Raw genomic sequence first — 12,073 nt, 5'->3', positions numbered from 1 at the left:
GTCGGCAGAGAGGGGTCTCCCCGTTCACCACGCCCCCGTCAGGAAGCGCAGGCGAAAGCTTGTTAGCGGCAGCTGTAACCGTTGTTGCCGCTGCGGTCGATCGAGCGGCCAAGCAGCGCGCCGCCGATGCCGCCGATGATCGCGCCGACGGTGCGGTCGCCACGTCCGGCGATCTCGCTGCCGGCCAGGGCGCCTGCGGCGCCGCCGATCAGCAGACCGGTGGTGCCATTGTCGCGGCGGCAGTAGAAGCGGCCGTCATTACCGCGCCAGGACTGGCCGTTCCAGCCGCGAACCGCGCGCCGGTCGTACCTGCGGTCGAAGCGACGATCATTCCGATCGTCCCAGCGACCCTCGCGGCCGTAATAACGGTCGTTGTCATAGCCGCGGCGCTGCCAGTCGTTGTCATAGCCGCGATACTGATGCGCGATGGGGGCTTCGTAGGTGACGCCGTAAGCGGCTGCTGCACTGGGAGCGGAATGGCTCACCGGGGCTGCCATAGCAGGCGCTGCGGAAAGGGTGACTGCACCGGCAGCGGCAGCAGCGAGAAGGAACTTCTTCATAATCTGTCTCCCTTGAGACCGAGACAGCGCCGATTCGCCATCTGTTATGTTCATATTTAAGGGATGCCAGCTGAACGAATTGTGGAAAGGCTGTTCATGTTGCAGCAGGGTTTCTTGAACGGCGCGCGGCCTTTCCGGATATGGCGATCGGCGGCGGGCAGGCAAGGGAAGCCCCCTGCCCGCCCGCCGCGGACACGCTTACTTCTGCGGGCAGATCAGGAACTTTTCGCCCGTGGTCTTGGCATAATAGCGCGCCACGACATCCGCCTGCAGCGCCTGTTCCAGCGACAGTTCGTCGGTGTAATGGCTGGCGAAGGTGGTCTTGAGCTCATCGGCCACCCGTGCCCGCAACCGCACCGCGACATCATTGCCTGCCTTGGCCAGGAAGTTGGGCAGCAGCCAGCCACCCACGCCCCAGGCCATGCCATAGGCGCGGTTGAGCACGGTGGGCGACGTATCCAGCCCGCCATACAGGTAGACCTGCTTGTGCTTGACCGAGCCGTAGATGCTGTACGCCCCCGGGGTGCGCGCTGCAGCCGCTTCCATCGCGGCGAGAATGTTCGAGGCGAGTTCACCGCCGCCAGTCGCATCGAACGCCAGGGTCGCGCCGGTGGCGTGGATCGCGTCAACCAGATCGGCCTTGAAGCTGTCGCTGCTCGAATCGACGACATATTTCGCCCCCATGCCGCGCAGCAGTTCGGCCTGTTCGGGCTTGCGAACGACATTGACCAGCTCGACACCATCGGCGGCACAGATGCGGTTGAGCATCTGGCCCAGGTTGGACGCGGCCGCAGTGTGCACCAGCGCGGTGTGACCTTCCATCCGCATGGTTTCGACCATCGACAGCGCGGTCAGCGGGTTGACGAAGCACGATGCGCCGTCGCGCGCGGTATGACCATCCTGGAGCGGCAGGCACATCATCGCCGGGGCCTTGCGGTACTGCGCATACATGCCGCCACCCATCACCGCGACGACCTTGCCCATCAGGCCTTGCGCATAATCGCCAGAGCCTGCGGCCACCACGGTGCCGGCGCCTTCGTTGCCGACGGGCAGTTGCTGGCCGATGCGAGCCTTCATCACCGCCATGCCCTGGGCAGAAACCGGCGCGGTCAGCTTGGTCGCATCGCCGCTGCCCGACGAGCTGGCCTTGGCCATGCTGGCCCAGCCGAACATCACGCCCTGGTCGGAGGGGTTGATCGGAGTCGCCTCGACGCGGATCAGCACATCGTCGTCGCCGAGCTCTGGCATCGGCTTTTCGGCAAGCTCCATCACCAGCTCGCCCTCGGCGCTGACGGTGGAGATCATCTGCAGATAGGTTGACGGAAGCGTCATGGTGGGACCTCTCTCTATTGGGGTTGTTATGCAATGCACCCCTGTGCCAAGCCTTGCACCACAATGCCACCCATAGCGCGCAGAAAGTGCCTTGCCCTTGCCCCGGCTGATCCTGTTCAACAAACCTTATGGCGTCATTTGCCAGTTCAGCGGCGAGGGCGACCGCAAGACGCTGGCCGATTTCGTGGATGTGCGCGGGGTCTATCCCGCCGGGCGTCTGGACCAGGACAGCGAGGGGCTGGTTCTGCTGACCGACGACGGGCGGTTGCAGGCGCGCATCGCGGATCCGAAGTTCAAGCTGCCCAAGACCTATCTCGTGCAGGTCGAAGGTGAGCCCTCCGACGACGCAATTGCAAAGTTGCAAAGCGGCGTTTTGCTGAAGGACGGCATGACCCGCCCTGCAGATGCCCGGAAAATCGAGCCGCCTGCGCTCTGGCTGCGCGATCCACCGGTGCGATTCCGCAAAACCGTGCCCGATGCGTGGATCAGCCTGACGCTGCGCGAAGGCCGCAACCGGCAGGTTCGCCGGATGACCGCGGCGGTGGGGCTGCCGACGCTGCGGCTGGTGCGCTGGCAGGTGGGTTCGTGGTCGCTCGATGGCCTGGCTCAGGGCCAATGGCGCGCCGTCGAGGCAGACTGAACCGCGATCAGGCGTCGTCTTCGTCCCCAGCAAAGGCAATGCTGCCCATGTTGACCAGCGCCAGCAGCAGTTCGACGCCCTGGTCCGAGGTTTCACCAACTATGACCTCGTCCGCTGCACTCAGCGTCTCGGCCAGGCGCGCGCCTTCGCCTGCACATTCGAACATCTCGCCATCGACAAACAGCAGCACGCCAGCATCCTGGCGAACAAAGGCAAAGCGGCTGGCGGGGTTGCGCAGCACCGGTATCCCCGCAGCCAGCGCGTCACGGACATCGTCGGCGGTCAGCGGTGCCTCGGGCTGCCAGTCGATCTCGGGATATTTGCGCGTGCTGTTCGAAGCACCGAACCAGCGCGCGAACTGATCACGGTCGCCCAGCGCTGCCAGCACCATCGCCTGCAATCGGTCCAGCGCCTCGGGCGTGATCTCGCCCGGGTTCGGCTGCAGCACCAGCCCCGGATCAGCATAGCGATCATCGTCACCCAGCTGATCGAGCACATGGTCGCTCCACCCCGTCACCAGCTCGGCGCGAGACGGCGCACGAAAGCCGATCGACAGCGTCATGCAGTCATCGTCCAGCGCCACGCCATCATGGGCGACTCCCGGCGGGACATAGAGAATGTCGCCCGGCTCCAAATCGTAGACCGCAGCCTCCTCGAAATCGGCGAGCAGCCTGAGATCCTGGTGTGGCCGCAGCGGCGTATTGTCATCGCAATGCTGCCCAACCCGCCAGCGCCGCCGCCCGCGACCCTGGATCAGGAAGACATCATATTGGTCGAAATGCGGGCCGACACCGCCGCCGGCGCTGGCATAGCTGACCATCACGTCATCGATCCGCCAATTGGGCACGAAGCGAAATTGCGAAAGCAGCGCGGCGACGTCGGGCACATGATGATCGACCGCCTGCACCAGCAAGGTCCAGGGGCACTGCTCCAGATCGGCAAAGCGCGATTCATCGAAGGGCCCCTGCTCCAGCGCCCAGATTTCCGGCTCCGGCTGCACCACAAGCCGCGATTCCACTTCCGGCTCGCAGGCAAGGCCCGCCAGCTCGTCCGGATCGACCGGGCATTGCCAGTCATCCCAGGGATTGCGAATTTGCAAAGGTCGCTGCTGCCAGTGGTTGGCAAGGAAATCGGCGGGATCGAAATGGGCGAGTTTCATGCCTCCCCTTCCCAGCCGTCGGAGCCGCCGTCCAGCGCTTTCAGCCCAGAAGGTCGTGCTTCTTCAAACAGTGGCGCAGCTGGTCGTAGCTGAGGCCCAGCGCCTTGGCGGTCTGGCGCTGGTTGTAGCGGTGGCGGGCAAGTGCGGCCTGCAGGATGCGCTTTTCGTGCGCATCGACCGCGCCGCGCAGATCGTCGACCGTATCGAAGTTCATCGTCTGGTCGAGTGTCGCGCGAACCCCCGCGTCTGACAGTGCTGCATCGATCACCTCGTCACACGGCGATTCGTTCGCTGGCGCATTGGCGCGCTTGGCCGAGCGCGGCTTCCAGGGGGATTCGAACGGATCGAAGACGATATGATCGACGGGGCGGTCGGGGTCGTCCCAGCGATAGACCGCGCGTTCAACGACGTTGCGCAGTTCGCGGACATTGCCCGGCCAGCTGTGACGCTGCATCGCTTCGGTCGCCATCGCGCCGAAGCCGGGCCAGCTCGACCAGTCGAGCTCGGCGGCCATGCGCCGCCCGAAGAAGTCGGCAAGCACCATGACATCGCCCTCGCGCGCGCGCAGCGGGGGCAGAGTGACCACCTCGAACGAAAGCCGGTCGAGAAGGTCGGCGCGAAAGCGGCCATTGTCGACCAGTTCGGGCAGATGCTCGTTGGTCGCCGCCACGATGCGCACGTCGACCTTGATCGAGCGCGAGGAGCCGATGCGGGTCACTTCGCCATATTCGACCGCGCGCAGCAGGCGCTCCTGCGCGCCCATGCTCAAGGTGGCGAGCTCGTCGAGAAACAATGTCCCGCCATCGGCCTCTTCGAAACGGCCCTGCCGCGCCCGGGTGGCGCCGGTGAACGAGCCGGCTTCATGGCCGAACAATTCCGCCTCGATCAGCGTTTCGGGCAGGGCTGCACAGTTCAGCGTGATCAGCGGCCCATCCCAGCGCGAGGACAGGCGATGCAGGCGCTCGGCGATCAGCTCCTTGCCCGTCCCGCGCTCGCCGATGACCAGCACCGGACGGTTGAGCATGGCGGCGCGGCTGGCGCGTTCGACCGCGTCCAGAAACGCTCCTGATTCCCCGATGAATTGACTGCCCCGTTCCATGCGCCAAGAGATAGTGCAAAATCCCAACTCATGGCAATCCCAACCAACGCCAAGCCGAGGTCAAATTTCCAAACCTTTGTTTTTACAATGTTTTTCAGTTTGGCACGCACCCTGCAATGCTTGGGACAACACCGACACACAGCGGTACAAGGGAGAAAGACAGTGCGTTACGCGAACCAGACCAACGAACAGACGACCCAGGAAGACAGCGTCTTCAAGTCGACCCTGATCACCACGGTCGCTGCGCTGGCGCTGGTCACCACGCTCTTCCTCACCGCCTTCGCCAGCATCGAGGCCGCCGCCTCGCCCGTCCGCCACGACGGTGATGCCGGCAAAATCGTTTCCGTCCGGTACCTTGCCTGACGGATTTGGCCGGGACGCTTACCCCCCCTTGCCCCGTCCCGGCCAATCTCTTTCAACACATGCGCAAAAGAGGATATGGTGGACAAGGATCCGGTCCGCCTGACCTAGAATGAACGGAGTTTTGGCCATGGGAATTTTCTCTCGAACCCGCGACATCATCGCCGCGAATGTCACCGAATTGCTCGACAAGGCCGAAGACCCGGCAAAGATGATCCGCATGATCATCCTTGAGATGGAAGAAACCCTGGTCGAAGTCCGCGCCTCTGCCGCGCGCACCATTGCCGATCAGAAGGAAATGAAGCGGCACGTGGGCAAGCTGGAGCAGCTGCAGGCCGACTGGACCGACAAGGCGGAACTCGCCCTGTCCAAGGACCGCGAAGACCTGGCCCGCGCCGCGCTGCTGGAAAAGAAGAAGGCTGCCGATATGGCCGATCAGCTCAATGTCGAGATTGCCGTGCTGGACGATGCGCTGCGCGCCTCGGAACAGGACATCGCCAAGCTGCAGGCCAAGCTGCGCGAGGCCCGCATGCGCCAGAACAACATCATGAGCCGCCTCGAAAGCGCGGAAAACCGCGTCAAGCTGCGCACGATGTACAATGGCGACAAGGTCCGCGAGGCGTTCAGCCGCTTCGACCTGCTCGAGCGCCGCGTCGACATGGCCGAAGGCCGCGCCGATGCTCTGGGCATGGCCGAGGACGAACGCAGCGAGCGCAAGGCGCTGGGCCAGCGCAGCCTGGACGATGAGTTTGCTGCCCTCGCAGACAGCGACAAGGTCGATGAAGAACTCGAGGCGATGAAACGCGCCCTGAAGAAGGAGGGCTGATCCGATGGAAGACATCCTCGTCCCCATCTTCGTCGTCGGCATGCTCTTTATCGGTCTGCCCTGGCTGGTGTTTCACTACATCACCAAGTGGAAGACCGCAGCGACCCTCACCAGCTCGGACGAAAACCTGCTGGAAGAGCTGCACGCGATGGCACGTCGCCTCGATGATCGCATGGATACCGTCGAGCGGATCATTTCCGCCGACAACCCCGACTGGCGCCCGGCGCGGCTGACCAGCTCGGATGACCAGGACGATTACGGCCTGGAACAGGTTGAGCGCCTGCTGAAGGAAAGGGTAAGGAAATGAGCCGCCTGGACAAATACAAATACGACGCCCCTGCACCGCGCAAGACCAAGTTCTACCGCAACAAGCAGAACGGCAAGTTCATGGGCGTATGCGCTGGCATCGCCGACTATACCGGGATCGACGTCGTTTGGATCCGCGTTGCCGCCATCCTGCTGACACTGATGACGGGTTGGGCGCTGATCGGCTATCTCGCGATGGGCTTCCTCGCTGAAAAGAAGCCCGCGCATCTCTACACCGACGATCAGGACCAGAAGTTCTGGCAGGGCGTACGCCAGTCGCCGGGCCGCACCGCCCGCGACGTCAAGGCCCGGTTCCGCGAGATCGACCGCCGCCTGGCCGATGTAGAGCTGTTCTACACCGCCAAGAACACGCGGCTGGCCGACGAGATCGAAAGCCTGCGCTAAGCGCAACCGCCAACAACAAGGCTTCAGGAGAGTATCATGAGCTGGGGTGGACCAGGGTTTGTTATCGCGATTGTCATGCTGTCGATGAGCGCATGGGTGTTCACCACCTGGATCCGCGCCAAGCATGGCTATCCACTGGAAGATCAGTGGACCGGCAAAGTCATTGAACGAACCGATCCCGACGCTGATCGAAAAATATCGCTGCTCACCAATGAAAACGAGCAGTTAACCGGCAAGATCGGACGGCTGGAAGAACGGATTGCGGTGCTGGAACGCATCGCCACCGATGCCAACAGCTCCAGCAGCCGCCTTGCCGATGAAATCGAACGCCTGAGAGTGGAAAAGGACCGCGCATAATGGAAAAGCTGGCACTCATTGAAGCTCTTGCACCGGTTATGGTGGCGGGCTGCATGATGATCACCTTTGGCTGGGTTGCCACAACCTGGTTGCGCATCAAGAACGGCTATCCGCTCGAAAGCAGCTGGGGCAAGGCGATCTATCCCAAGACCGATCAGGAATCGGTCGAACGGATCAAGCTGCTGAGCCAGGAAAACGCCCAGCTGCGCGCCGAGCTGGGATCGATCAAGGACCGTCTGGGCAATGTCGAGCGCATCGTCACCGATGACGCGCACCGCTTGACCCACGAGATCGAGGCGCTGCGCGACAAACGGGCCAACTGACACTGACACTCTAACACCTGGGGGCATACCAATGTTCGATCCCGACGCGCTTCTGGTTCTGATCCCGCTAGCCCCGTTTATGCTCGGCGGCCTGGCGATCTGGACAAAGCACCAGCGCAAGACGCTGGAGCTGCAGATCGAGCTGGCCAAGGCTCAGGCAATCGCGAGACCACCCGTCGATGATCGAATGGAACAGCGCCTGCGGACGCTGGAACGGATCATCACCGATGGCCGAGGCCGCGACGACCTGGCTCAGCAGATCGAGAATCTGCGCGAGAAGCAGCTGACCTGAGACGTTTTGAGATTTTGAGGGAAATCACATCATGAATCCGTTTGAAATGGTGATCGGCATCATTCTGATCGTGACGATCGGCAATGTTCTGAAGGCCAGATACAAGGCCAAGCACGGCATCCTGGAAGACGAGCACGGCAACGAGCAGCTCGCCCGGCCTGCCGACACCGCAGAAGCATCACGGCTGCGCGAAGAAGTGCGCGGCCTCAAGGAGCGGGTGCAGGTGCTGGAACGCGTGATCACCGATCAGCGCCAGACCAGCGACCTCAGCCTTGAAATCGAGAAACTGCGCGACCGCTGACGCGGCGCATGAACCATCAACCGGGCGGCGGGGGCCGTAAAGGGTACTATCATGGAAAGCGCCTATCTCTACATGACCGTGGCAACCAGCGCCTTGCTGAGCATTGCCCTCGTCTCCTCCACCGTGCTGCGCGGCTGGCGCGAATGGCTCGCCTTCAAGCGGCACGAGATCGAATCGCACGGCCCGCTGCACGATGGCGGATCGCCCTCGACCCATTCGCGGATCGAGATCGCCGATCTCAAGGAGCGCATCCGCAAGCTGGAAGCGATCGCCGCCGGCGTCGAGCTCTAACAAAAGCGCGCGGCGGGGTGACTTTCCCCCGCCGCGCCCCTATCTGCGGCCCATGAGCAGCACAGCCCCCCAGTTGGCCGATCTGGCCGAAGAATACGAATTTCTCGATGCCGACGACCGCTACCGGCTGATCATCGACCTCGGCAAGACGCTCGACGCGATGCCCGATGCGCTCAAGACCGATGCCACGTTGGTCCGCGGCTGCTCCGCTTCGGTCTGGGTCTATCCCACCCGCACCGACGATGATCGCCTCCACTTCCTCGCCGACAGCAACGCTGCGATCACCAAGGGCATCATCGCGCTTGTATTGCTCAGCGTGCAGGACAAGGCGCCCGCCGAGGTTGCAAGCGCCGATATCGAAGGCGCACTCGCCCCGTTCGATCTGAAGAACCAGCTCTCGTCCAACCGCACGCAGGGCATCCCGAACATGATCGCGCTGATCCGGGAGACGGCGGGACGGTACACGGGTTAGGCTGCCGCGGGCTTCAACGGCTCGGCAATTTCGTCACTCGCGGACCAGGTGCAGTTCGGACGCTTCGTCTGCTCCATTTTGCCGATAGATTTCGGATCGCTTCATCTGATCGGGAGCCGAAAGCTCGAACCCAAGTTCCACCAGATGAGACTCGTGTTGCGCGTCCAGGTCTGTGGCGTCGCGAAACTTGAAAACGAGAGCGTCTGCCGCATGGGCCGTCGATGCAACCAGTCGCGGCTGGTTGCCTTGAGGGCAGTAATGGGTCGCCAGCAGATCTGACCCATCGCGATGGTACAGCGTCAACGAATGCGGCTGATCGCGTCGCAGCCATTCTTCGACCAGAACCGTACCACCCGCCGTCAACGAGAACCGTATCCGCAAGGGAGAATCGGGTTTGTCGGCCCGGCGCCATACGCCGACCAGTCCTGTCATGGCTTCAAAGCGAGATGCTGCGGTGTCCTGTACCGTGCTCTGGTTTGCGGGCCCTGCGCCGCTCAAAACGATCGATCCCAGCACAAGCGCGCTCATCCATATGGTTTTCATTCTGTCCTCCCCAGCCGCGATGGAACAGATGCACCTGTCCCATAGGCAATGGCAAGGAAGGGCAGCTCTCGGAACACAGGTTTGACGCCAGCCCCTGCCCGCACCATATAGCGGCGCATGACCTCACCTTTCGAAGCCTTGCCCGTCCATTTCACCCTCCCCGGCCAGGATGCGCGCGGCCGTTTCGTGCGGCTGGACAGCGTGCTGCGCGAGATTCTCGCCGCGCACGATTATCCCACCTGCATCAAGCTGGTGCTGGCCGAGGCGATCACGCTCGCCGCACTCATCGGCTCGCTGATGAAGCAGGATGGCGGCCAGGTCACCATCCAGGCGCAGACCGAAGGCGGCATCGTCGAGTTGCTGGTGGTGGATTATCGCGGCGGAGAGCTGCGCGGGCATGTGCGCTTCGATGCCGAGCGGCTGGCGCGGCTGGGGGCCAATCCCTCGCTGTTCGCGCTGTTCGGCAAGGGTTATCTGGCGATGACCTTCGACCAGAGCTTTGGCAAGGGCCGCTACCAGGGCATCGTTCCGCTCGACGGCGATTCACTGTCACAGGCGTGCGAGAGCTATTTCAGCCAGTCCGAACAGGTGCCGACGATGATCCGCATCGCGATCGAGAGCGACGCCACCGGCTGCCGCAGCGCGGGCTATCTGATCCAGCACCTCCCCGAAGGCGAGGAAGGACGCGAGCGGCTGCACGTTCGGCTCGACCACCCGCAGTGGGAGCATATCTCGGTGCTGTCGGGTACGCTCAAGCATTCCGAACTGCTCGACCCGGAGTTGAGCGGGCGCGACATTCTGTGGCGGCTGTTTCACGAGGAAGACGAGATCCGCGCCACCGATGGCGTGGCGCTGGTCAAGGGATGCCGCTGCAATATAGACCATATCCGCGATGTCATCGGGCGCTTTCCGCCCGAAGAACAGGCCGAAATGGTCGGTGACACCGGCACGATCGTGGTCGATTGCGCCTTCTGCTCGCGCGCGTTTCATATCGAGCCGCCCGCAGGGCTGTGATCGCGGTCATCGCACGGGGCCGCAAACCCGCCATAATTGCCGGGTGATTTTGCCACGATCTGCCCGTAAGACATCCCTATTGCCTGGGGCAAGAAACCTGAATCGGGTCGCAAGCCAATGACTGTCCCTGCCGCATCGCCGGCGGGGATCAACGATAAGGTTACCCGCATGACTGCATTTCCCCTTCGCCTGAAATGGATTGCCCTGCCGCTGGGCGCGCTCGTGTTCGCGTCGGTCTCGTCCCCCGCGCAGGCCCCTGAACTCGCGATGCTCAACAAGGTGCAGCCCGGCCTCTGGAACCTCAAGGAACGCGGCAGCAGCGATGCCACCGACAAGGTGTGCGTGCGCGATCCGCGCAAGCTGTTGCAGCTGGGTCACCGCGACATCCAGTGCAGCCGCTTCGTAGTCTCCGACGAACCCAACGAGGTCACCGTGACCTATCGCTGCCCCGGCGGCGGCTCCGGTCGCACCACCATCAAATATGAAGGCCGCGGGCTGATCCAGATCGATTCGCAGGGCATTGCCCATAACTCGCCGTTCGCCTTCGCGAAGGAAGCCCGGTACGCGGGAACCTGCGGCGGCTGATGCGCCCGGGAGGGTGCACGCTTTCTTAACCACGCGCGGGTTATGACCGGGGCGTGCCGGATTCGGTACGCTTTCCTCCATTCAGGTCGCAAGACCTCCCTGGGCCGCCGGACATGTCCGAGCGGCCCGATTTTTTGGTTTGCCCGCGATGGCGCGGCGCAATATGCGAAAGCGCATGATCCAGCCCCAGAAAACCGCTGTCGTCCTGCTTTCGGGCGGCCTTGATTCCATGGTGTCCGCCGCGCGCGCGCAGGAAGCAGGCTTTGCCGTTGCCGCGCTGACGATCGACTATAATCAGCGCCACCGGGTGGAGATCGAGGCAGCGAGGACCATCGCCGAGCATATCGGCGCGGTGCGGCACATCATCCTGCCGCTGGACCTGCGCCAGTTCGGTGGATCGGCGCTGACCGACGATATCGCCGTGCCCAAGACCGGGGTCGGCACCGACATTCCGGTGACCTACGTGCCCGCACGCAACCTGATCTTCCTGTCGCTGACGCTGGGCTGGGCCGAAGCGCTCGGCGCGCGCGACATCTTCATCGGCGTCAATGCGCTCGATTATTCGGGCTATCCCGATTGCCGGCCCGAGTTCATCCAGGGCTTCGAGCGGCTGGCAGACCTTGCCACCAAGGCTGGCGATCAGGGCGAGCCGTTCACCATCCACGCGCCGCTGCAGTTTCTGGGCAAGGCCGAGATCGCAGCCGAGGCAGCCCGGCTGGGGCTCGATCCCGGAATGAGCTGGTCGTGCTACGATCCGACGCCCGAGGGCAAGGCCTGCGGCCTGTGCGACAGCTGTCGCCTGCGCAAACAGGGCTTTGCCGATGCCGGGCTGGTCGATCCGACGGTCTACGCCGCCTGATGCCTGCGTCCTCCGGCGAAACGCCGGGGCAAACGAAAGATTATTCCGCGATCGAACCTTCGAGCGCAGGTTCTGCCGGAGCGGGCGCAGGCGCCGGTGCGGCTGCAGCCGGAGCCTCGGTGGGCGGCACGAGCGGCGCTGCCCCCGGAACCGGCGGCAGGTCTGCCGGATCGGCCAGCGGCGCATCATTGGGCAGCAGTTCAAGATCGGGCAGTTCGTCGCTGATTGTGCCTTCGGGCGCGCGCCCCTGGGCCACGGCGGCACCGTCTGCGCTCTTCTGCTCGCATCCCGCCAGCGCCAGCCCTGCCAGCGCGAGCATAATCCCGGTCCTGATAGGCATCCGCGTCAT

General features: G+C 63.5%; 20 protein-coding genes. 14 read left to right on the top strand and 6 right to left on the bottom strand.

All coding sequences use genetic code 11. From position 1 onward, the window contains the following. Positions 1-62: 62 nt before the first annotated feature. Both LI72_RS19465 and LI72_RS03125 read right to left on the bottom strand, forming a co-directional pair. Positions 63-560, bottom strand: coding sequence for a glycine zipper 2TM domain-containing protein (locus LI72_RS19465; RefSeq protein WP_033924449.1), 498 nt, complete (start codon positions 558-560; stop codon positions 63-65). A 198-nt stretch (positions 561-758) separates the two neighbouring features. Then, positions 759-1,892 carry a zinc-binding dehydrogenase gene (locus tag LI72_RS03125; RefSeq protein ID WP_033924448.1) on the bottom strand — a complete coding sequence of 378 codons (1,134 nt, stop codon included), beginning with the start codon at positions 1,890-1,892 and terminating at the stop codon, positions 759-761. A gap of 97 nt (positions 1,893-1,989) precedes the next feature. Between LI72_RS03125 and LI72_RS03120 the strand changes: the two genes are divergently transcribed. After that, on the top strand, positions 1,990-2,532 hold the full coding sequence (locus LI72_RS03120; RefSeq protein ID WP_033924447.1) for a pseudouridine synthase: 543 nt from the start codon (positions 1,990-1,992) through the stop codon (positions 2,530-2,532). 7 nt (positions 2,533-2,539) lie between these two features. Here LI72_RS03120 and LI72_RS03115 read toward each other — a convergent pair whose 3' ends face one another. Together LI72_RS03115 and pspF are read right to left on the bottom strand one after the other, a co-directional pair. Next, entirely contained in the window at positions 2,540-3,691 is a 1,152-nt protein-coding gene (locus tag LI72_RS03115; RefSeq protein ID WP_052129467.1) for a cupin domain-containing protein, read from the bottom strand. A gap of 40 nt (positions 3,692-3,731) precedes the next feature. Then, positions 3,732-4,790: a phage shock protein operon transcriptional activator gene (pspF, locus tag LI72_RS03110; protein ID WP_033924445.1), complete on the bottom strand. Its 1,059-nt coding sequence runs from the start codon at positions 4,788-4,790 to the stop codon at positions 3,732-3,734. A gap of 162 nt (positions 4,791-4,952) precedes the next feature. On the opposite strand from pspF, the gene LI72_RS03105 reads away from it, so the two are divergent. The 10 genes from LI72_RS03105 to LI72_RS03060 all read left to right on the top strand — a co-directional run bounded on the left by LI72_RS03105 (position 4,953) and on the right by LI72_RS03060 (position 8,723). Beyond that, positions 4,953-5,153 (top strand): hypothetical protein, encoded by a 201-nt coding sequence (locus LI72_RS03105; RefSeq protein WP_033924444.1) that lies wholly within the window; start codon positions 4,953-4,955, stop codon positions 5,151-5,153. 127 nt (positions 5,154-5,280) lie between these two features. Then, entirely contained in the window at positions 5,281-5,976 is a 696-nt protein-coding gene (gene pspA / locus LI72_RS03100) for a phage shock protein PspA (RefSeq protein ID WP_033924443.1), read from the top strand. 4 nt (positions 5,977-5,980) lie between these two features. After that, the gene (gene pspB / locus LI72_RS03095; protein WP_033924442.1) at positions 5,981-6,283 is read left to right on the top strand and encodes an envelope stress response membrane protein PspB; all 303 of its coding nucleotides are present in this window, start codon (positions 5,981-5,983) and stop codon (positions 6,281-6,283) included. After that, complete coding sequence (gene pspC / locus LI72_RS03090; protein WP_052129466.1) at positions 6,280-6,687, top strand: envelope stress response membrane protein PspC; 408 nt, start codon at positions 6,280-6,282, stop codon at positions 6,685-6,687. Before pspB ends, pspC begins: the two co-directional genes overlap by 4 nt. 36 nt (positions 6,688-6,723) lie before the next feature. Next, the gene (locus tag LI72_RS03085; RefSeq protein ID WP_033924441.1) at positions 6,724-7,044 is read left to right on the top strand and encodes a hypothetical protein; all 321 of its coding nucleotides are present in this window, start codon (positions 6,724-6,726) and stop codon (positions 7,042-7,044) included. Positions 7,045-7,097: 53 nt separating this feature from the next. After that, positions 7,098-7,367 (top strand): hypothetical protein, encoded by a 270-nt coding sequence (locus tag LI72_RS03080; protein ID WP_231562345.1) that lies wholly within the window; start codon positions 7,098-7,100, stop codon positions 7,365-7,367. Positions 7,368-7,398: 31 nt separating this feature from the next. After that, complete coding sequence (locus LI72_RS03075) at positions 7,399-7,659, top strand: hypothetical protein (protein ID WP_033924439.1); 261 nt, start codon at positions 7,399-7,401, stop codon at positions 7,657-7,659. 31 nt (positions 7,660-7,690) lie between these two features. Further along, on the top strand, positions 7,691-7,960 hold the full coding sequence (locus LI72_RS03070) for a hypothetical protein (RefSeq protein WP_033924438.1): 270 nt from the start codon (positions 7,691-7,693) through the stop codon (positions 7,958-7,960). 51 nt (positions 7,961-8,011) lie between these two features. Beyond that, positions 8,012-8,251 carry a hypothetical protein gene (locus LI72_RS03065; protein WP_017670897.1) on the top strand — a complete coding sequence of 80 codons (240 nt, stop codon included), beginning with the start codon at positions 8,012-8,014 and terminating at the stop codon, positions 8,249-8,251. Positions 8,252-8,303: 52 nt separating this feature from the next. Next, entirely contained in the window at positions 8,304-8,723 is a 420-nt protein-coding gene (locus LI72_RS03060) for a SufE family protein (RefSeq protein WP_033924437.1), read from the top strand. Between the two features lie 33 nt (positions 8,724-8,756). Here LI72_RS03060 and LI72_RS18880 read toward each other — a convergent pair whose 3' ends face one another. Continuing rightward, positions 8,757-9,266 carry a hypothetical protein gene (locus tag LI72_RS18880; RefSeq protein WP_156139461.1) on the bottom strand — a complete coding sequence of 170 codons (510 nt, stop codon included), beginning with the start codon at positions 9,264-9,266 and terminating at the stop codon, positions 8,757-8,759. A 117-nt stretch (positions 9,267-9,383) separates the two neighbouring features. Between LI72_RS18880 and hslO the strand changes: the two genes are divergently transcribed. The 3 genes from hslO (at position 9,384) to queC (ending at position 11,724) form a co-directional block, all read left to right on the top strand. Further along, positions 9,384-10,280: an Hsp33 family molecular chaperone HslO gene (hslO, locus tag LI72_RS03050; protein ID WP_033924436.1), complete on the top strand. Its 897-nt coding sequence runs from the start codon at positions 9,384-9,386 to the stop codon at positions 10,278-10,280. A 168-nt stretch (positions 10,281-10,448) separates the two neighbouring features. Further along, positions 10,449-10,865, top strand: coding sequence for a hypothetical protein (locus LI72_RS03045; protein ID WP_033925225.1), 417 nt, complete (start codon positions 10,449-10,451; stop codon positions 10,863-10,865). A gap of 175 nt (positions 10,866-11,040) precedes the next feature. Then, entirely contained in the window at positions 11,041-11,724 is a 684-nt protein-coding gene (gene queC, locus LI72_RS03040; protein ID WP_197051794.1) for a 7-cyano-7-deazaguanine synthase QueC, read from the top strand. Positions 11,725-11,764: 40 nt separating this feature from the next. Here the strand turns inward: queC and LI72_RS20255 are convergent, their stop codons facing one another. Beyond that, on the bottom strand, positions 11,765-12,073 hold the full coding sequence (locus LI72_RS20255) for a hypothetical protein (RefSeq protein ID WP_197051792.1): 309 nt from the start codon (positions 12,071-12,073) through the stop codon (positions 11,765-11,767).

Source organism: Sphingomonas sp. 35-24ZXX (genome assembly GCF_000786215.1).
GTDB lineage: Bacteria > Pseudomonadota > Alphaproteobacteria > Sphingomonadales > Sphingomonadaceae > Blastomonas.
The sequence above is the reverse complement of the archived record's forward strand: the minus strand, read 5'-3'. Positions and strand labels throughout refer to the sequence as shown.

What these genes read in the sequence shown, in the direction of transcription:
- LI72_RS19465 (WP_033924449.1), bottom strand. Translation starts at nt 560, where the DNA reads ATGAAGAAGTTCCTTCTCGCTGCTGCCGCTGCCGGTGCAGTCACCCTT.
- LI72_RS03125 (WP_033924448.1), bottom strand. Translation starts at nt 1,892, where the DNA reads ATGACGCTTCCGTCAACCTATCTGCAGATGATCTCCACCGTCAGCGCC.
- LI72_RS03115 (WP_052129467.1), bottom strand. Translation starts at nt 3,691, where the DNA reads ATGAAACTCGCCCATTTCGATCCCGCCGATTTCCTTGCCAACCACTGG.
- pspF (WP_033924445.1), bottom strand. Translation starts at nt 4,790, where the DNA reads ATGGAACGGGGCAGTCAATTCATCGGGGAATCAGGAGCGTTTCTGGAC.
- pspA (WP_033924443.1), top strand. Translation starts at nt 5,281, where the DNA reads ATGGGAATTTTCTCTCGAACCCGCGACATCATCGCCGCGAATGTCACC.
- pspB (WP_033924442.1), top strand. Translation starts at nt 5,981, where the DNA reads ATGGAAGACATCCTCGTCCCCATCTTCGTCGTCGGCATGCTCTTTATC.
- pspC (WP_052129466.1), top strand. Translation starts at nt 6,280, where the DNA reads ATGAGCCGCCTGGACAAATACAAATACGACGCCCCTGCACCGCGCAAG.
- LI72_RS03085 (WP_033924441.1), top strand. Translation starts at nt 6,724, where the DNA reads ATGAGCTGGGGTGGACCAGGGTTTGTTATCGCGATTGTCATGCTGTCG.
- LI72_RS03080 (WP_231562345.1), top strand. Translation starts at nt 7,098, where the DNA reads ATGATGATCACCTTTGGCTGGGTTGCCACAACCTGGTTGCGCATCAAG.
- LI72_RS03075 (WP_033924439.1), top strand. Translation starts at nt 7,399, where the DNA reads ATGTTCGATCCCGACGCGCTTCTGGTTCTGATCCCGCTAGCCCCGTTT.
- LI72_RS03070 (WP_033924438.1), top strand. Translation starts at nt 7,691, where the DNA reads ATGAATCCGTTTGAAATGGTGATCGGCATCATTCTGATCGTGACGATC.
- LI72_RS03065 (WP_017670897.1), top strand. Translation starts at nt 8,012, where the DNA reads ATGGAAAGCGCCTATCTCTACATGACCGTGGCAACCAGCGCCTTGCTG.
- LI72_RS03060 (WP_033924437.1), top strand. Translation starts at nt 8,304, where the DNA reads ATGAGCAGCACAGCCCCCCAGTTGGCCGATCTGGCCGAAGAATACGAA.
- LI72_RS18880 (WP_156139461.1), bottom strand. Translation starts at nt 9,266, where the DNA reads ATGAAAACCATATGGATGAGCGCGCTTGTGCTGGGATCGATCGTTTTG.
- hslO (WP_033924436.1), top strand. Translation starts at nt 9,384, where the DNA reads ATGACCTCACCTTTCGAAGCCTTGCCCGTCCATTTCACCCTCCCCGGC.
- LI72_RS03045 (WP_033925225.1), top strand. Translation starts at nt 10,449, where the DNA reads ATGACTGCATTTCCCCTTCGCCTGAAATGGATTGCCCTGCCGCTGGGC.
- queC (WP_197051794.1), top strand. Translation starts at nt 11,041, where the DNA reads ATGATCCAGCCCCAGAAAACCGCTGTCGTCCTGCTTTCGGGCGGCCTT.
- LI72_RS20255 (WP_197051792.1), bottom strand. Translation starts at nt 12,073, where the DNA reads ATGACGCGGATGCCTATCAGGACCGGGATTATGCTCGCGCTGGCAGGG.